We start from the raw sequence: 18137 nt of genomic DNA on the forward strand, positions 1-18137 counted from the left end.
CGTTGCTTTCAATCGTTCCGGAAGTCAGTCGCCACCCAGTTCGGCCTGGTCTTGCCGATGCGCATCACGACGGATTTGATCTCCAGGAATTCATCGAGGCCGTAGCGGCCATTCTCGCGGCCTTGGCCGCTCTGCTTGAAGCCGCCGAAGGCGACCTCCGGAAAACCATCCATCCAGGTGTTGGTCCAGACGGTGCCGGCTTCCGCGCGGCGGGCGAAGGCAAGGCAGGTGTGGACGTTCTCGCTCCAGACGCCCGCCGACAGGCCATAGGACGCGTCATTGACGAGGGAGATGGCCTCTTCCAGAGTCTTGAATGTGAGAACCGCAAGCACCGGGCCGAAGACCTCCTCGCGGGCAATCGGCATATCGGGGCTGATATTCGTGACGACAGTCGGGGAGAAGAAATCACCGGGCAGGCCGGGATGGTGGACGGCTTCCCCGCCCAGGGCAAGCTTTGCACCTGAGGCGACCGCATCGCGCACGTAAGCCCCGATCTTCTGCTGATGAGCCGGAGAGATGATAGCGCCGACCTGGGTCTCGGGATTGAGCGGATCGCCGAATGCGACCTTGCGGGAAAGCGCTACGACCTTTTCGACCAGGGCTTCCGCTATATCTTCATGCACGATGATGCGGCTGCCGGAATTGCAGCATTCGCCGGCGTTGAAATAGACGCCAAAGGTGATGGCGTCGGCGGCGGCATCGAGATCGGCATCCGGGAAAATGACCTGCGGGTTCTTGCCGCCGAGTTCGAGCGCGACCTTTTTCAGCGTCTTCGAGGCGGCCGCACTGATCGCCTTGCCGACGGCGGTGGAGCCGGTGAAGCTCACCATGTCGACATGCGGATGCTCCGCCATCAGCGCGCCGACCGGCTGGCCGAAGCCAAGGACTATGTTGACGACGCCAGCGGGCAATCCGGCTTCAATCAGCAGCTCTCCCAGCATCACCGTCGTCGACGGCGTCATTTCCGACGGCTTGATCACGCAGGTGCAGCCGGCTGCGAGCGCAAAGGGCAGCTTCTGGCTGAGGATCCAGAAGGGGAAGTTCCACGGTGTGATGATCGAGACGACGCCGATCGGTTCTTTAAGCACCACGGCCAGCATGTCCTCGCCGAGCGAATTGTGGCTGTCGCCATGCAGCGTGCGGGCGAGCGCTGCCGCATAGCGCCAGAGGTCGGCGGCGCCAGCGACTTCGCCGCGGGCCTGGGAAATCGGCTTGCCGCTTTCGAGCGTTTCGAGGAGCGCCATGCGCTCGACATTGGCTTCGATGAGATCGGCGACCTTCAGCAGCAACGTCGAGCGTTCCTTGCCGGTCGCACGGCTCCACTTGCCATCGTCGAAGGCCCGCCGGGTGGCGGCAATCGCGGCTTCCGTTTCCGCCGTGCCGCCACGCGCAGAGCGGCTGACGACAACGCCATGCGAGGGCGAAATCCTGTCGAAGGTCGCGCCATCGGCGCTTCCCTGCCAGATCCCGTCGATCAGGTGACGGCCTTCGAAGGGCGCCTTTGGCAGCGGATGGGCGACGGCAGCGGTCATGGTCATGTCGTTCATGTCATTCTCCCGAAAATGCGGGTTTGCGTTTCGCCCTGAAGGCGGCGACACCTTCGTCGCGATCGGCACTGGCGGCAATTGCGGCGCTTCCGAGCGCCTCGATCATCGCATCGCGGTCTTCGCCCCGGCCGGCGTGGATCATGAATTTGGAGACCTCGACGGCGCGCGGAGAAAGACCGAGAACCGACTGAGCCATGCTTCTGACCGTCTCTGCGGGGCTTGCCGAAACCTCAGCGACGAAGCCGAAGGCCTGGGCGCGCTCGGCGGAAATCCGCCGGCCAAACAGGGCCATCTCCTTCAGTATCGGTTCCGGCAGCAACCGGGCCAGCCGCTGCGTGCCGGACCAGCCGGGCACGATGCCGACATGGGCTTCTGGAAGGGCAATCGTGGCTGATGGCGCCATGACCCTGATGTCGCAAGCGGCGGCGAGTTCCAGACCGCCGCCGAAGGCATGACCTGCCATGGCCGCGATCACCGGCTTCGACAGGCGTGCCAGACGATCGAAGATGCGATGCCCGTCGCGTACCCAGTGGCGAGCAAATTCGGCAGGCGTCAGGTCGCCCCAGGCATTGATGTCAGCCCCCGCGCAAAAGGCGCGCTCGCCTTCTGCCGTGACGATGACGCAGCGGAGGTCAGCCATGCGCTCCAGATGCTCGAGATGGCTGGAAAGCTGTTCCAGCATCTCGACCGTGAAGGCATTAAGCTTGGCCGGATTGTCCAGTCGGATCTCGGCAATTCCTTTGGCAATCTCCAAGTGAACGGCGCTCATGGTGTCCACCCCATCGGATCCCTCGACAGGAGCGCCTTGGAGATGACCCGCGCCTCCGGCGCGACGATCACTCGGCCCTGCGATGCCGCTACGATGTCCCGTTCCGGATCGATGCCCGGCATGATCTCGGTCGCGACGAGCCCGGTTTCCGTCAGGCGCATGACGCATCGCTCGGTAATGTAGAGCACATCCTGTCCCTGCTCACGGGCTCTTTTCCCGGAGAAGGTGACATGCTCCACCTTGTCGACCATCTTTGTGAACTTGCCGGGACTGCGGACATGGATGCCGTCTTCCGTCAGTTCGACGGCCGCACCGGCCTCGAACCAGCCGGAGAAGACGATCTTCTTTGCGTGCGCCGTGATATCGACGAAGCCGCCGCAGCCGGCAGTCAGATAGGGTTTCTTGCCGAGTTTGGAGACATTCACATTGCCCTCCACATCCACCTCCAGGAACGAGAGGAAGGACACGTCAAAGCCGCCACCCTGAAAGTAGATGAACTGCTGCGGTGACGGCACGAAAGCATCGGCATTCGAGGCGCAGCCAAAGGCGAAGTCAGTGAGCGGCATGCCGCCGACGGCACCCTGCTCGATCGCCCAGGTTACAGCCTCGGGATGCCCCTCCTCCAGCAAAATGCGCGGCACCTGCGCGCTGATGCCGAAGCCGAGATTGGCCGTCATGCCGGACTTCAATTCAAGCGCGGCCCGGCGGGCGATCACCTTCTCGACGCCATGTTCGGCGAGCTTGAAGCTCGACCAGGGCCGCATGATCTGACCCGAGATTGCCGGATCATAGGGCGTCTCGCAGGTCTGCTTCTGCTCGGGATCGAGAACGACGAGATCGACGAGATGACCGGGCACGCGCACATCATGCGGGCGCAGACTGCCGGCTGCCGTCATGCGGCTCACCTGGGCAATGACGAGGCCGCCATTGTTGCGTGTCGCAATCGCCTGTTCCAGTCCGCCGAGATAGGCGCCCTCGTGCTCGTAGGTGAGATTGCCGCGCTCATCGGCCGTGGTGGCCCTGAGAATGCAGGCATCCGGGTAGATGTTGGGGAAGTGCAGCCAGGTTTGGCCAGCGAATTCGACGCGGCTGACGATGGGGTGGGCGGAAGCGCTTTCGTTCATCGCGCAGCCTTCGCGGATCGGATCGACGAAGGTGTCGAGGCCGATGCGGGTCAGCACGCCGGGACGCCGGGCAGCCGCTTCACGGTGCATGTCGAACATGATGCCGGAGGGGACGTTATAGGCCTCGACCCTGTCTTCGACGACCATCCTCCAGATCTCGGGCATCGGCAGGCTCGACGGACCGGATGGATAGGAACCGGCAAGAACGCGACTGATCAGCCCGTCTTTTGCGATATGGTCGATGCCCTTCACCCCATACATGTCGCCGGCGGCGATCGGATGCAGCATGGTGAGATTGCGCGGGTGACTCTCGGCGTCGAAACGGCGGCCGAGGGCGGCCAAAACGAAATCCGGGCAGCCAAGCGCCGATGACGAAGACACCGTGACGACGGCGCCATCCGGGATGCGCGAGACGGCCTCGGCGGGGGCAACAAGCTTGCTCAACGGACACCTCCGTAATTCACGTCGATCCGAACACCGCGCGCGGCTGCATCGCGCACGGCAAGCGCGACGGCTAGCGACTTCACGCCATCGCGGCCGGTGGCTGCCGGCTCGCCATCGCCGGCGACGGCGGCATGAAAGCGCCGAACGCCTTCCGCATAGAGATCATGGTGGTCGAAGCCGATCGCCTCGCGACCGGAGGCCGTCACCAGTTCGATGGAGCCGATCGGGTTCTGCGTCATGACATCCCGAGCGAAGATCGACCCTTCCGTGCCGTGCACTTCGAGACCCGAGCCAGCGAAGGGATGGGTGAAACTTTCATGGCTCATCACCATGGCGCCCGAGGGCATGGCCCAGACGGACATGGCGGAATCTTCGACACCTTCGCCGAGGCCGGAACTCGCCATTTGTGCCACGACCGAAACCGGATCTTCGCCGAGCAGAAAACGGGCGACATCGGCGTCGTGGACGGTGATGTCGGGAATGACCCCGCCGCCGGCATCCGGGGCATTAATCCGCCACCCCTGAAGGTGCGGCGGCAGAAAGACGGCGTGGTGGAGACGCAAGGAAAGGACGCGACCGATGCGGCCGGAGGCGATAAGTGCGCGCATGGCACGGTGACTGCCGGAGCAGCGCAGATGGTGATTGGTGGCGAAGACGAGCCCGGCCTCTTCGGCGGCGCGCACCATCGCGCTGGCATCATCGAGTGCCAGCGCCAGGGGCTTTTCGCAGAACACATGCTTCCCGGCCTTTATGGCGGCGAGTGCCTGCGGCAGATGCTTTTCATTGGTGGTCGAGATGTAGACGACGTCGACTTGCGGGTTTGCCAGAAGCTCGTCCAGGTCGGTGCCTGATCCCGGGATCTGGTGCTCGTCGGCTAATTCACGGGCACGCTCCGCCGATCCGCTCAAGACGCTAACAATCTCGCCTTGCTGAGCGCGGATCGCGCCGACCATGTATTGGCGCGCGATTGTGCTGGCTCCGATCAGGGCCCACCGCATTGCAATTTCCTCCCATCCCCTCCAATTGGATCGTTCCAATATTAATGGAACGTTCCAACAAGCATGTCAATCGAAAATTTTACAAGGTCAGCGCTGATGCCATGTCGATCGCGACGATGGACACTCTAAACTGCGATCCCGGACCTTCCCGCAGATCCTTTCCCGACGCCCAAGTTTATGCTGTTTGACGAGCCGACATCCGCATTCAACCCGGAGAGCCCAAAGAAGCCCTCGATTCGATGGCCGCGCTCGCTGAAGCAGGCATGACTACGGTTGTCCTGCCGCAGGAGATGGGCGCGCAGAGTGGGTGACCCCGTTGTTGATACGGAAGAGTGGCAGATTAACCAGATCCACGAGCCTGCCGCTTCTTCGTTCCTCCTGGGCGAGAGTAATAAGCGCTGGCGACTATCATGCACGAGTACCGAAACAGTCGTTTCTGCTCGTCTCTAGCCCAAGTAAAGCAGAGGTAGCGAAACTGCACTAAGTTTCCGCGCCTTGCTCTTGAAGGGATTCCAACCACCGACCCGATTGTCCATGGACAAAGCGGTGGATATCGAGACCATTCCACTGCTTAAGTGACCTGCTCGGTGACTCTCTGCAACGAACCAGCCCGACTTGAGATGACCTTGCGAATTGCACTCAGGATGGGGTGCCTGATCCCCTCGCCGGCCAGTTCTGCAACAAGGTCATCAGCCTCGCTCACAATCCCTTCCGCCATTTGGGCAAGGTCGCGAACAAGGATGCGCTGAGAAGACTTGGTTTCGGGCACGAGTGTCGCCCAATGCTTCAGTTGGATGGTGTCGGGCACATCGCGGCCGCCAATCTTCATGGCAAGCCTCTTTGACAAGCGGGGATAAACGGCCGTGCAAACGACATCGTAGATCGGCGCCAGATCCGGTTCATCGGAGCCATAAAGTAGGGCGTAGTTCTTGCCGTGGGCATCAGCGTTGCCGACGAGATAATGGAAAATCAGCATGCGGATGAATTGCAACCGATCCGCGACAGGTCTAGCGCAGGCCTGGTCGATCAGCCTGAGAGCATGTTCTGTCCCCGGTCCGCCCTCGGCCTCATACTTCAGCTCCGGCGGGACGCTAAGGGCCTGGCAGAAGTCTTCCTGGTGTAGGCGCTCAATGATGCCGTCTGCAGCTTTCGTCCGATCATAACGCTCAACCAAGAGAAAGGCAGTCGCCCCGTCTAGGCGTATCTCGACCTGGGGTACCGGCAGCTTGAGGCGGGCAGCCAGCCGCATACAAAAATACTCGTTCTCCACCGTGCCTTCCAACGCCTGGATGACTGGTTTCAAGATATGGGTCGTTGGTCTGCCGTCTTTTGCCAAGGCAATGGAATCTCCATCCACAATGACCGCCAGTTTATCCTGCGCGCCGGCGAGCGATAGGCGAATGCCCTCGTCTCCGCCAAGCAAAGGCCGGGTCCGCAGCCTGCTGAGAATTTCATCCAGACGATCCGAAGTGAGAATTTCGGTGTGGGATCGGCCAGAAGGTTCGGGCGCCGTGCCTGTAGGGTAGAGTGACAAAGCACCTGCGCACTCGCCCCCGATAGCTTCCAGCAGCCCAAAGGCATTGCCTGCCGAGAGGCCGAGCGCACCAGCTAGGCGTTGCCGCGCGCCTTCGTCCGGCAAGAGACCGGAGAAAAACGGGCGCACCACCTGATCACCAAAGGGTTCTTCTTGCAGGGGCATCGAGAACGAGATCGCACGCGACCGCTGGTCCAGGAGATACGCGCCATCGTAGGCAAAAGTCAGCAGGCCGTCGTCAAGCCGGCCAAGCACGCCGGCCTTGGTTTCGCGAAAATAGACATCCAATTCGCGGGTCATGATCGAGGACCCTGGCGACGACCGACCGAAACAACGAGGCCCAAACCAGCCAGGACTTGCATCGCACGGCCAATCTGGCAGCTCTCTTTGCCGGCCTCGAGTTCACGCAGAAACCGTACGCCCACACCAATCACCCCGGCGAGTTGCTCCTGGGTTAACCCTTGCTGTTTGCGCTCCTGACGGATCAGCATGCCGAGGCTTTTTGTATCTTTGATCTTTTCCATAATCACCCCTATCGGGATGATTATATCATCAGATGGTGCAAAAAGAAGGCAAAAGAACCGATCGGGATGATTTTCGGATTATTGGCGCCAACTGATCGAAATAGAACCGATCGGGATGAATCTACAGCGCAAGACGTATCTTGGTGCTCTTGGTGCTCACTGCTTGAAGCAGTTCTCACGGTGCCATCTCAGGAACTGGGGATGTGGCCGCTCGAAGACCCTACTAGGCACGATCGCCTTCCCAGTCTTGTTGAGGAGTCCTTGAATGCTGCCAGGATCATTCGCCTGACGCGATATCAGGATATCAAGATCGTCCGAAAGACCAATCAGACCGCGATCAAACATCCAGTGTGCGGTACCCGAAAGAGCAATTCCGTTGGAAAGAATGTCAGGCCCGCTCGCTTCCACCGGCCGGATATGTGCGGCGTCGACCTCCGCCCGGCCACCACCGTTGATGAGCTTCAATCCCGTGATGGCGCATCGTTTGTCATAGGCGTGAAGAACGAGCCGGCGAAACAGCCGATTTCGAACGATCCGCGACGAGAGTTGCATAACCCGGTCGCGCTCCTGCTCAAACATGAACGGCGCTTGACCTTCATCTGCAAATCCATCGACCGCATGCGTCACCCCCGACTCATCCAGCCGAGGCAGTTCAGGCTCATGCTCGTCTATGCCAATCGATACGATGCGGTTAAAATCTGCTGCGGACATCGGCCGGACCGCAGCCTGTGCCCTGCCGGAAATACGGCCCTCTTCATTCAGCACGCCCCGCTCTATGACACCGTCTGGCCCACTGAACGGAACGGGATTGATGAAGTCGAGATAGCTGCCGTGTTCGATCAGCGCCAGATACATGCCGGGCGCCTTCGGATCAGGAATAATCCTTTCTACCTTGGCGACTGCAAAATAGCCGCGGGTCGCTGCGACTTTCCGAGGCTCGTAGTAGATGATCCAGTCACCCACACACGCCTGGACACGACCGAGATACTGGCCCGGGAACTGATATTGTTCAGCCGGGCTATCGTCGTAAATCGAATCTGACCGGTGAATGAAAACCCCGAATCCCATCTGCAATCTTTAGCATGAGGCTCTTGCTGCTTCATTTGAAATCTGGGGAGCTAAGCCTGGCCCCAAATGTTCGCCGCTGCGGCAATACCATTTGTTAAATGTCCGCTCCTACCCGCCCGCGCTCGGCACTGGTGCCGAGAGAACGGAATAAGAGCATGACAAAACAGGATCTTTCAACTCATCACTTTCAGCGAAAAATCTCGGATTTCTGCGAGGTGCGTATCGCGCCAATCGCGTCACAGCGAGTTCTGGAAAGCATTCGGCCCTATCTCGTTGGTCTTGTCATCCACCGCCGACCACCACCGATCGTTAGTGGCCGTATGGATTGGACGGCCATTGGCGAGGCATGCGGGATCGAAAACCAATTGACAGCCGATTTGAAGAAGGCGCTCCGTCCGGGACTGGACGCGATTATCCGCTGGCTCGGAGAACCGCCTGCCGCCGATGACATACAGTCGACGAAAACACGCACGAAATCGCGCAATGCCGTTCGGCGCGAGGTGGAAACTGCGACGCGTTCCAGACCGCGACAGATCCTCTCCGACAAGACCCCGGCTACCTCGTCATCAGTGCCGAGGGGAGCACAACCGAAACCAATCAGCCAATTCCCTGAGCCATTGTTTGAGGCGACCGATGATCCGGCGAGCTTTAGCGATGCGCTCGTTTATCACATGCGCCGGTTCGGCGAGAGCTACTGGCAACTCTACCGCGCCGTCGTTCGCCTGGGCGAGACGTTCGATGACAAGACTCTGCTGTCGTGGGTTCAGGGCGAGCGCGTGCCGCGATCTCTGACGAGCTTCGAGATCCTGTCCCGTATCGAGCGGCGTTACCGACTGGGACAGGGCTATTTCAAAGGGAAGCTGCCGCACCAATCCCGCTCCCTATACGGCCATGATATGGGCGACATCAGTGCGGCGGAACGGCGGCGATTTGCATGGCATCTTCCTGATAATTTCAGCAGCTTGCCGTTCTCCAAGCGGGAAGAAATCCTCGAATGGGTGCGCCGGGTCATCATCTCGGGCTCAACCGACTATCGTCGCTACCAGGCGGCGGCAACCAAACAGCGTTATGCAATTCGATTTCCAGGGATCACCTATGGCGGAGGCACCCTGTCTCCACGACCCCAAGTGAACTCGGACAGCACGAGCCACAATCCCGAGGCCTTTGAAGATCCTGATCTCCTGTCCGGCGTCGTCGATGCGCCGCCGCGGTTGGCTATGGAGATGGCCGATCTGATCCGCTTCAAGACATCGACGCTGACCGCAATCGGCTTCCAACGAAATGGAGTTTGGGGAGAGGAAACCGCATCCCAGAAGATCGAGCATCTCGGCCTCATGTTCGGTGCACTCGCGGCCTCACCCGCCAGCGTCGTCACAGGGCGCGGTGTGCCGCTTCGCCAACTAACCTTTGGCCTGTTGATCTTCCCAGGTGTGTGGGATTGGTACCTCCAATGGCGGGAGCAGCGCCGCGGCTTCTACACCAAATGGGAAGAAGACATGCTGATGGTGGCGCAAGCTCTCACGCGGGCGGAGGTGGGCTGGATCCGCCAGCATCCAGAGCTCCTGAAGAAGGTTCAGCCAATCGAAGGGCTGATCGCGCCGGAGGAAATAGAATTCGCAGCACGCGACTGGCACGGCGCCTGCGACGCATTCCATCGGCATGCTGCCAATCGCTCGAAGGAAATCCAGCGTGTCATGCGCGTGCACCGCGATCCGTTCGAGCCGATCATGGTGGTCCTTGAAGCAGACAGCCCACTATCGGAATACCGCAAGATAACAGATGAGATCCTGAAGCGTATGCCGGATGAAAACCGCTATCCTCGGGCAGCAGCCGAAGCAGTCCGATCTTTCCTTTTGCTGCGTCTCGGCCTGCATCTTGGGCTCAGGCAAAAGAACCTTCGCCAGCTTCGCTTGTGCCCACGCGGGCATTTCCCGACTTCAGAGCGACGGCTGGAAGACATGAAATGCGGTGAATTGCGCTGGAGCGATCGGGAAAACGGATGGGAGGTCCTCATCCCATCAATCGCCTTCAAGAACTCAGGCTCATCCTTCTTCGGACAAAAGCCGTTCCGGCTCATACTGCCGGATCTGCTCGACCTCTACAAATACCTCGAAGCCTATATCGATCGCCATCGCGGAGTGCTCCTCGGGTCGGCAAGAGATCCGGGCACTCTGTTCGTCAAGACGGTGAAGACGACCAGTCTGGACGCGGCATATGACTCCACGAAGTTTTATGAAGCCTGGCGCACCGTGGTCCAACGCTATGGGATCTACAATCCCTACACAGGCCGCGGAGCGATCAAGGGATTACTGCCGCACGGACCGCATAACCTTCGAGATATTCTGGCAACCCATATCCTCAAGCAGACCGGGTCATACGAGCAGGCAAGCTACGCCATTCAGGACACGCCGGATGTTGTTCAGCAGCACTATGGTCGCTTCCTGCCGCAGGACAAGGCGGCGCTAGCGGCGAAGATTCTCAATCAGGTTTGGGAAGCTGCATAGCCGCTGGGAAGAAGGACAGCTGCCAACGCGCCAAAGAGGCGATTGCCTTCAGAAGCGAAGTTGCCAGCTGGTGCGGAGCACGGGAGCCCGGGGCTTTCTCGGCAAGTTTGGCGTCACATGAGAGCCATCTTGTATCGCCGCCGCTGCTATGACAGAGGCCGTCGGCTTCAACCAGGATGTCATGATCGGCTGGGTTTACTGGGCGGGTGGTAAATGGTGACCGGATGAGGAGGCACTCAACATCCAGCCGGTCGATGAGATAGACGGGCCTCAGATGGCAGGACTCGCTGCAGCGCTTGCGAAGCCACTGTCAGGCAACATCTGTAATGTCTTGGGTCAATGAGCCACGGATCTATTTCGTGGTTTGCTGTCGTAGGTGGGACAGCCCCGTCAAGGGAGCAAAGATGCTAAGAACCCATAGGCCGATATGCGCGGCAAACAGTTTCTCCCTCGAGAAGCCGGTTTGTCTGACGGTGACGTATCTCAAGCCCCACCTGCGGCGGTTAATTGTGTTGTTCGATGAGAGTTATGAAGCACGATCCCGAACGGAAAGGCTGGAGCTGACTTTAGCTCCTCGTTTGATTTCGCTGCCCAAAGTAACACCAGCTTGCCAGGCGCACAACGATAGGTATTATATGCCATGCGACCCCTTCGCCAGGGACGGCACATATGTCCGTGAAAATGGACAAAACCTGTGCGACACCGTCCGGCGAATATCATTTTTTAGCTCCTCTGCCGGACGCAGGGAGAGTGCATTGTCGCGATTTCAGAAGATTGACAAGTCGAACCCGGATCCGCATTTGGGAAAGGAACCCGGATTCATGACACAAGAGATACTTGCCGTTTTCGGAGCTGCCGCCCCCACTGCGGTTGCTTATTGTGCTCTCGATGCTTGGATGGCTGGTGAAAAAACGGAATTCAAGGAGCTCGCAAACCTGTTTCAAAAGCTCAAGAACTGATTGGCATTTCGAGAGCATAGCCACGGCCTCTAATCGTGCGGATCAAGTTTGGCCCAGAAACGGAGAGTGCCCGGCGAATGTGACCCATATGGACGTCAACCGTACGTGGCTCGACCTCGGCCGCTCTTGGCCAGCAGGTCCTGATGAGATCCTCTCGGTCACATACCCTTGAAGGATGGAGCAGCAAACGGCGCAACAGCCGAAATTGCAGCGCCGTTAGCGGAACTTCTCGCCCGGCTCTCAGGACCTTAACTGCTCCGACATCCATGGAGAGATCGGCAAATTGAAGGATGCGGCCGGTATCTGTGGCTATCTTCAATGAGAGGCGGTGCCTCAACGGCCGAAGAAACCCCATTAGTAGGCCAGGGTTGAAGGGACTTTCGAGACGAAGCTCGCACGGATGGGAACACGCCTGCCCTAAGGAGTGGCATCGGTCTAGGCAAATGACACCCACGTGCGGAAGCTTTTCCCGTGCCGCGACGACGAAGGCGTCGAGAGCTGGTACCGGCCTTATCCGGTCTATGATCATCGCCGCAACAGACTTGGGATCGTCCAGTTGCTGAAGCTCGTCGAGCTCTGTCACAAGCACAGCATCGAAACCTTCATCCGCCAGGATATGACGAAGCAGGAGAAAGAGCTGTGCATCCGTTACACAGATCAAGATTTTCATAGGCTAACCCTGTTTAGAGGGGAGCAAATTCCCCACCGTTGACGTCGAGGATGGCGCCATTGATGAAGCCCGCCTCACTCGACGCGAGGAAAGTTATTGCGTGCGCGATGTCGTCAGGTGTGCCGAGGCGGCCAACGGGGACGCGCTCCAAGATCGCTGTGTTGACTGGACTATCTGCGGACCCCGCCATCTCTGTCAGAACACGCCCTGGTGCCACGACATTGATCGTGACCCCACTCCCAATGCTGCTCGCCACCAGCGAGCGACAAAGGCCGCTTAGTCCGGCTTTTGAGGCGACATAGGCCGCACCCGCCACTTTCGGTAGGGTTCGGCCGGCGATGGACCCAACCAAGATGATCCGACCAAACCGAGAAGATGTCATAGATGGGATGACAGCCTGACAGCAAAGCATCGCACCCGTGAGATTGACTGCGAGCACCCCGTGCCACTCTTCTAGATCCATGCTGGCAAAAGGCGTTGGTGCACCCTCTGGCGTCTTGGGCGATATTCCAGCGTTGCAGATCAGGATATCCGGCTTTCGCCATAACTGTTCGACCTCGGCAAAGAAGGCTTGAACATCGTTCAGCACCGATATGTCAGCGCGTCGACCCAAGATATCGTTGGGATCGAATTGTCGATGCAGCGCGGTCAATGCCGCATCGACGTGTTCTGAATGCTGACCGAAGAATGCGACCTTATAGCCCGCAACAAGGAGCTGCGTGACAACGGCGAGCCCGATACCCGAGCTGCCGCCGCTTACAACAGCAATTCGCTGCGAAAGTCCTCCCATCAGGCCGCCTGATCCATTTTGGCAAAAAGAGACAGCGGGGGATGTGCTTCGGGATCCGTCATGACTTCGATCAGATAAGGGCTATCTGCTTCGATGCCATTCCGGATCTGTTGCGCAAGCGCTTCCGGATCCGCGATGCGGACCGACTGGCATCCGCAGGCGGCGGCTATCACCGAGTGGTCGACCGGAGCAAAATGGCAGGCGGTCGTGTATCTCCCAAACTTGACGTTTTCTGCGTCACGCTGGAAACCGAGAATCCCATTATTGAGAACGATCACAGTCACTGGGATTTTCATTCTGACCAGGGTCTCGAGCTCAGCCCAGCTATGAGCGAAACCACCGTCGCCGACGAGAGCAACGACAGGCTTATCAGGACGCGCCAATTTGGCACCGATAGCGAGCGGCAGTCCCCAGCCTAGCCCCGCAAGTCCGCGAGGCGTGATGAACCGGGTGCCAGATGAAACAGCGCGCAACTGTCCCGTGACCCACATGGACGAATAGCTGGCATCGGCGACAACAGTCAGGCCAGTGTTCAACCATGGCTGAAGCTCACCCATAACTCGCTCGGGCCGGATCGGCGAACGGGCGGAAGCATAAGATGACTTCCTCGCCGTTTCGAACAGCTGCCAGCATAGCGCAATTTCGGCCTCAAGCTGCGCCCTCCTCGCTGTCTGCTGGCTGAGGTCACGCTTGACGAGCGCGGCGTTCAGCGCGCAAAGAGTTTCGCGCGCGTCCCCCGCCAGCCGCAATGCCTCGAAATTACGACCGATCTCGCTTGGGTCGATATCGATATGGATCAGCCGCGCAGCTGGCGGGATCTGTGACCAATTGTCAGTGCCGTTCTGGTTGGTCCGTGTCCCGACGAGAACGACAAGGTCAGCATTCGCCAGAAACGATACTGTATGTTTGCCAAGCGACGCGGGACCGGTCAGCGAGCCAAGTACGCCCAATGAGAGCGAATGATGCTCATCGACCGAGCCCTTGCCCATATTTGTGGTAGCGACGGGCAAGCTCGCCATATCTTGCAGACGAGCCAGTTCTTGCGAGGCGCCTGCGCCATGGACTCCACCTCCGGCAAGTACGACCGGACGCTGCGCAGAAACGAGCCAGTCGGCTGCCTGCTCGATCAAACTGTCTGTTGGCCTTAGTCGATCCAGCGGATAATGGCCGAGGCATGCGACCCGCACGCTCCCGCTCGCATTGGCTTTGGACCGTAGCAGGTCCGCCGGCAGCAACAGCGCGACAGGCCCCGGTCGCCCCGAACTCGCTGCAGTGAAAGCTGCGTCCACGTAATCATCAATCCGATTCTCGACCTGTATGCGGCGCACCCATTTTGTACAGGACTGGAAAAGTGAAACGTGATCGAGCTCCTGAAATGCATTACGATCAGCTTGATCGCGTTCAACTTCCTGCACCAGAGCAACGATCGGCACGCTGGCTTTCATTGCTTCCGCGAGCGGTGGAACGAGCAAGGTAGCTGCTGGCCCGTTTTGGGCCGCGACAACACCAACTTTTCCTGACATGCGTGCATAGCCGTCAGCCATGGCGCCACCCATGTTTTCCTGGCGGTAGGAAATTTGGCAAATGCCCCGAGCCTCTGCGGCCAAAACCACGGCTGAGGGGAGGCTCTGGGCAAAGAGGTATTTCACCTGGTGGCGCACCAGCGCGTCTGCGACCCTGTCAGCCACTGTCTTTTCGAGAATATGCGAGTCCATGATCATTCCTCCCAGCTAGGCTGATGCTGTGACTGTAGAAACTGTTGAAAGACGGATGCCACCTGATCGATGTCACGCTCCGTCATCGCGGTCGAAAGGCATGCGGCGGCGCCAAATGGAAGAAGGATGCCTTGCTCTCGGAAAAAGCGAGTAAGCGCGCGCATGCACTGTGTCTGTCCGGCAGTCATGCGAGCTTCCGTGTAGGTCCGCGGAAGGAGCGATTTGGGATGAATGCGAAACAGGGATGCTGCACCTGCGACTGAAAACGGGCGGCCCAGTCTTGCCGCACACTCACGCAATTCCCCACAAAGCGTTTCGCCCATGAGCTCAAGCCGGCCGAAGGCTTCAGGCGTAAGCGTCTCCATAGCTACGAGGCCGGCAATCATCGACACGGGGTTGGCCGAGAAGGTGCCGCCTTGCGGCACGAGAGGATTTGGAGCATCGCCGCCAAATACGGCCATGACGTCGGCACGGCCGCCGATCGCTCCGATCGGGAAGCCACCGCCTATGATCTTGCCGAGAGTGATGAGATCCGGCTGGAAGCCGTAACGATGTGACGCGCCGCAGTAGCCTTGCCGAAGGTTCAAGACTTCATCGGCAATTAGCAAAATTCCATGTCGTTTGGCGAGAGCGTTCACACGTGCCACGAACTGCGGGAGTGGCTGCAACAAACCTGCTCTGCTCGGCATGGGATCGATCAAGATTGCCGCAAGGTGGTCGGCATGGCGCTTGACGGCGCGCTCAAGTGCTTCGATGTCATTGAACTCGAGCACAATGACATCATCTGCCGATTGGGCAGGTGCGCCGGCATAACCTGGGAGACCGGTCGTGCCGTCGACGCCATTGTGCACCATCACCCCATTCTGTCCGGTTTCTGCCCAGTCGTAAGAGCCGTGGTAGCAACCGGCAAATCTTATAATGGCAGGCCGGCCTGTATACGCACGGGCCGCCTTGATCGCAAACATGACGGCCTCTGTTCCGGTATTGACGAACCGCAGTTGCTCCACTGTCGGGATGCGGTCGACCAGAAGTTCAGCAAGGGCGATTTCATAATGCGTCGGGTTAGAAAAGCAGGAGCCATTGTGCAGAAGCCGGCTCACAGCATCTGCGACCGGAGGATATCCATGACCGTGGATGAGTGTGGTAAAATTGTTGTTCAGATCGAGGAAGCGATTGCCATCCACATCCTGAACATAGGCACCCTTACCTGACGCCATGTAGATCGGTTGCGGGTCCAGCTCGATTGTCGCCCGAGTGACGCCGCCGGGAAAGACGCTTCGGCCACGAAGGTAGAGGTCGGTGGACCGCGAACGCTCGCGCGCCGCAATCCCGACTGCCAATTCTGATAACATGTGTTGCTTGCCTTTGTGTTGCTAAAGGATCGACACTTTGCAAAGTCAACACAATTGATATAACAAAAATTCAGAAGGTCAAGCTCGTATAACAATTTTAAGCAACCCGCATTCAACGCTCCTTCAGCGCCTGGCGCAGCCGGCGATAACCGTCCCTGATATCGTTTTCTATCGCAGCCCGCAGCGCACCCCCGTCACGATCGCCCAGAGCTTCGATAACCATTTCGTGGTTGCGGACACCGTGGCGAGCCTCTGCAAATTCCGGATAGAGACTGTAGAAGGATGGGCCTACCCTCAGCCAGAGCGGCTCAATCATTGAAATAAGATGAGGCAGACGGGAACAGCCGTAAACATGAAAGTGGAATTCCTTGTTGTACCAGAGCGCATCACTGTAGGCCCTGGCCTCGAGAGCAGAATTGATCTTCTTTTGTATTTCTCCAAGAGAAACAATGTCTTCCTGAGTAGAGTTCTGAACTGCCATTTCGGCCGCAAGGCCTTCAAGCGCAATCCTGATCAAGGTGATCTCCCTGAGGTCGGCGCTTTTCAGGACAGGGATGATCACGGTCTTTGGGCCAGCATAAACGAGCACGCCGTCGGCAACGAGACGATTGACCGCATCCCTGGCCGGTGAGAGGCCAACATCGAGCGCCTCCGCCACCGAGCGGATGGAAAGCTTGTCGCCAGGCCTGTAGGCGCCACGTGTGACGCGATCCTTCAACTGCGCATAAACCGTGTCGCCAATATTCAGTGGCTGCTCGCTTCGCGAGTAATCTTGGTTCTTGTCCGGCATTCTTCCCCCTCAGCGTGTTGACACTCCCATTTTTTGATGTAACAAAAATGGAATTGTGAAGTTTTGGCAAAGTTTGTCGGATCAAACATTAGCAATTGACGCGTTTGAAGTCACCTGCCCCACGCGCGGGCAGGACCCAACCCCGCCCGGCCAGATCCGGAAGCGCAGGGACAGGTCGCATCTACAAAACAAGGGAACAGCATGGGACAACAATTGACGCTACGCCATGTACAGAAAAAATACGGGCCGATCTGGGCAGTCCAGGACACAAACCTCGAAGTGAAAGCCGGTGAGTTTGTCTCCATTGTCGGCCCCTCCGGGTCGGGCAAGACCTCCCTGTTGACCATGATCGCCGGGTTCGAGGCGCCGACTGCTGGCGCGATTTTCGTCGGAAGTCAGGACGTCACATCGCTTGCCCCCCATCGCCGCAATATTGGCATGGTGTTTCAGAAATACGCCCTCTTCCCCCACATGACTGTCAGGCAGAACATCGCCTTTCCGCTTAAGATGCGTCGCCTGGCCGAGGGAAGTGCTGTGAACGACCGCATCAATGCGATGCTGGATCTAGTGCAGCTGGGCGCGCTGCAAAATCGCTATCCTCATGAACTCTCTGGTGGTCAGCAGCAGCGCGTCGCGGTCGCTAGAGCCCTCGTGTTCGATCCTCCGGTTATCTTGATGGACGAACCGCTTGGAGCTCTCGACAAGAAGCTGAGAGAAAGCATGCAGATCGAGATCAAGCAGATCCAGGAGCGGATCGGAGCGACGGTCATCTACGTCACCCATGATCAGGAAGAAGCCTTGACCATGTCGGACCGTGTTGCCGTCATGCGTGGCGGTAGACTTGAACAGGTTGGCACGCCGATTGAACTCTATAAGCGTCCCAGGAGCGCGTTTATCGCCGACTTCGTGGGCTCCATCAACTTCATTCCGGGCACGGTTTGCCAAACATCAGGATCTTCGCTCACGATCCGATGTGGCGCGACAATTCTAGAAATCTGCCCGACCAACATGTTGGACATGCAACCACCAGAAAACGGATCACCCGTAAGACTGGGGGTTCGGCCGGAACACCTTGAGATCGAAACCGGATCCGTAAATTCACGCAACGGCAGAGATACTACTTCTTTTAGATCGCGGCCAGACGTACCCGGTGGCTTCTGCGGCACGGTAGAGACGATCGTCTTTGCGGGCGCATCCCGCATCGCGCTTATTCGTGTGGATGCTGCATCTGACGTGGTGTTGAGAGCCTCGTTGCCAGCGCAGCTAGGGGAGCTCCCTGAGCGAGGAGCGAAGGTATCCCTACGGATCGCACCCGACACCGCTCTCGTCTTTGATGGCCATTGAGGAGA

At 58.8% G+C, this 18137-nt stretch carries 16 protein-coding genes; 4 read left to right on the forward strand and 12 right to left on the reverse strand.

Annotated features, from left to right (window positions below; genetic code table 11):
* Nucleotides 1-8: 8 nt before the first annotated feature.
* The 7 genes from FJQ55_RS21925 to FJQ55_RS21955 all read right to left on the reverse strand — a co-directional run bounded on the left by FJQ55_RS21925 (nucleotide 9) and on the right by FJQ55_RS21955 (nucleotide 8008).
* The gene (locus FJQ55_RS21925) at nucleotides 9-1547 is read right to left on the reverse strand and encodes an aldehyde dehydrogenase family protein (RefSeq protein WP_140832051.1); all 1539 of its coding nucleotides are present in this window, start codon (nucleotides 1545-1547) and stop codon (nucleotides 9-11) included.
* Between the two features lies 1 nt (nucleotide 1548).
* Nucleotides 1549-2316, reverse strand: a complete 768-nt coding sequence (locus FJQ55_RS21930; RefSeq protein ID WP_140832053.1) for an enoyl-CoA hydratase/isomerase family protein — start codon at nucleotides 2314-2316, stop codon at nucleotides 1549-1551.
* The gene (locus FJQ55_RS21935; protein WP_140832055.1) at nucleotides 2313-3884 is read right to left on the reverse strand and encodes an acyl CoA:acetate/3-ketoacid CoA transferase; all 1572 of its coding nucleotides are present in this window, start codon (nucleotides 3882-3884) and stop codon (nucleotides 2313-2315) included. Before FJQ55_RS21935 ends, FJQ55_RS21930 begins: the two co-directional genes overlap by 4 nt.
* Entirely contained in the window at nucleotides 3881-4882 is a 1002-nt protein-coding gene (locus FJQ55_RS21940) for a Gfo/Idh/MocA family protein (protein ID WP_208758259.1), read from the reverse strand. Before FJQ55_RS21940 ends, FJQ55_RS21935 begins: the two co-directional genes overlap by 4 nt.
* A 571-nt stretch (nucleotides 4883-5453) precedes the next feature.
* On the reverse strand, nucleotides 5454-6716 hold the full coding sequence (locus FJQ55_RS21945) for a type II toxin-antitoxin system HipA family toxin (protein WP_140832057.1): 1263 nt from the start codon (nucleotides 6714-6716) through the stop codon (nucleotides 5454-5456).
* A complete protein-coding gene (locus FJQ55_RS21950) occupies nucleotides 6713-6940 on the reverse strand; it encodes a helix-turn-helix domain-containing protein (protein ID WP_029620520.1) in 228 nt (75 codons plus the stop codon). Before FJQ55_RS21950 ends, FJQ55_RS21945 begins: the two co-directional genes overlap by 4 nt.
* Before the next feature lie 156 nt (nucleotides 6941-7096).
* Nucleotides 7097-8008 carry an HNH endonuclease gene (locus FJQ55_RS21955; protein ID WP_140832059.1) on the reverse strand — a complete coding sequence of 304 codons (912 nt, stop codon included), beginning with the start codon at nucleotides 8006-8008 and terminating at the stop codon, nucleotides 7097-7099.
* Between the two features lie 155 nt (nucleotides 8009-8163).
* On the opposite strand from FJQ55_RS21955, the gene FJQ55_RS21960 reads away from it, so the two are divergent.
* Both FJQ55_RS21960 and FJQ55_RS21965 read left to right on the forward strand, forming a co-directional pair.
* Nucleotides 8164-10512, forward strand: a complete 2349-nt coding sequence (locus FJQ55_RS21960; protein WP_140832061.1) for a hypothetical protein — start codon at nucleotides 8164-8166, stop codon at nucleotides 10510-10512.
* Between the two features lie 404 nt (nucleotides 10513-10916).
* Entirely contained in the window at nucleotides 10917-11471 is a 555-nt protein-coding gene (locus FJQ55_RS21965) for a hypothetical protein (protein ID WP_140832063.1), read from the forward strand.
* On the opposite strand, the gene FJQ55_RS24035 is transcribed toward FJQ55_RS21965, so the two are convergent.
* Nucleotides 11461-12000, reverse strand: a complete 540-nt coding sequence (locus FJQ55_RS24035; RefSeq protein ID WP_425467581.1) for a winged helix-turn-helix domain-containing protein — start codon at nucleotides 11998-12000, stop codon at nucleotides 11461-11463. The genes FJQ55_RS21965 and FJQ55_RS24035 overlap by 11 nt on opposite strands.
* Between FJQ55_RS24035 and FJQ55_RS23770 the strand changes: the two genes are divergently transcribed.
* A complete protein-coding gene (locus tag FJQ55_RS23770; protein ID WP_246085241.1) occupies nucleotides 11926-12183 on the forward strand; it encodes a hypothetical protein in 258 nt (85 codons plus the stop codon). The genes FJQ55_RS24035 and FJQ55_RS23770 overlap by 75 nt on opposite strands.
* Here the strand turns inward: FJQ55_RS23770 and fabG are convergent.
* The 4 genes from fabG to FJQ55_RS21990 all read right to left on the reverse strand — a co-directional run bounded on the left by fabG (nucleotide 12155) and on the right by FJQ55_RS21990 (nucleotide 16788).
* Nucleotides 12155-12934 (reverse strand): 3-oxoacyl-ACP reductase FabG, encoded by a 780-nt coding sequence (gene fabG, locus FJQ55_RS21975; RefSeq protein ID WP_425467582.1) that lies wholly within the window; start codon nucleotides 12932-12934, stop codon nucleotides 12155-12157. The genes FJQ55_RS23770 and fabG overlap by 29 nt on opposite strands.
* The gene (locus FJQ55_RS21980) at nucleotides 12931-14652 is read right to left on the reverse strand and encodes an acetolactate synthase catalytic subunit (RefSeq protein ID WP_425467575.1); all 1722 of its coding nucleotides are present in this window, start codon (nucleotides 14650-14652) and stop codon (nucleotides 12931-12933) included. The genes fabG and FJQ55_RS21980 overlap by 4 nt, the downstream gene beginning before the upstream one ends.
* Nucleotides 14649-15998 (reverse strand): aspartate aminotransferase family protein, encoded by a 1350-nt coding sequence (locus FJQ55_RS21985; RefSeq protein WP_140832071.1) that lies wholly within the window; start codon nucleotides 15996-15998, stop codon nucleotides 14649-14651. The genes FJQ55_RS21980 and FJQ55_RS21985 overlap by 4 nt, the downstream gene beginning before the upstream one ends.
* A gap of 112 nt (nucleotides 15999-16110) precedes the next feature.
* Nucleotides 16111-16788, reverse strand: a complete 678-nt coding sequence (locus FJQ55_RS21990; protein WP_140832073.1) for a GntR family transcriptional regulator — start codon at nucleotides 16786-16788, stop codon at nucleotides 16111-16113.
* 201 nt (nucleotides 16789-16989) lie between these two features.
* On the opposite strand from FJQ55_RS21990, the gene FJQ55_RS21995 reads away from it, so the two are divergent.
* Nucleotides 16990-18132, forward strand: coding sequence for an ABC transporter ATP-binding protein (locus FJQ55_RS21995; RefSeq protein WP_140832075.1), 1143 nt, complete (start codon nucleotides 16990-16992; stop codon nucleotides 18130-18132).
* Nucleotides 18133-18137 lie beyond the last annotated feature (5 nt).

The sequence above is a fragment of the Rhizobium glycinendophyticum genome, assembly GCF_006443685.1.
In the GTDB taxonomy this organism is placed as follows: domain Bacteria; phylum Pseudomonadota; class Alphaproteobacteria; order Rhizobiales; family Rhizobiaceae; genus Allorhizobium; species Allorhizobium glycinendophyticum.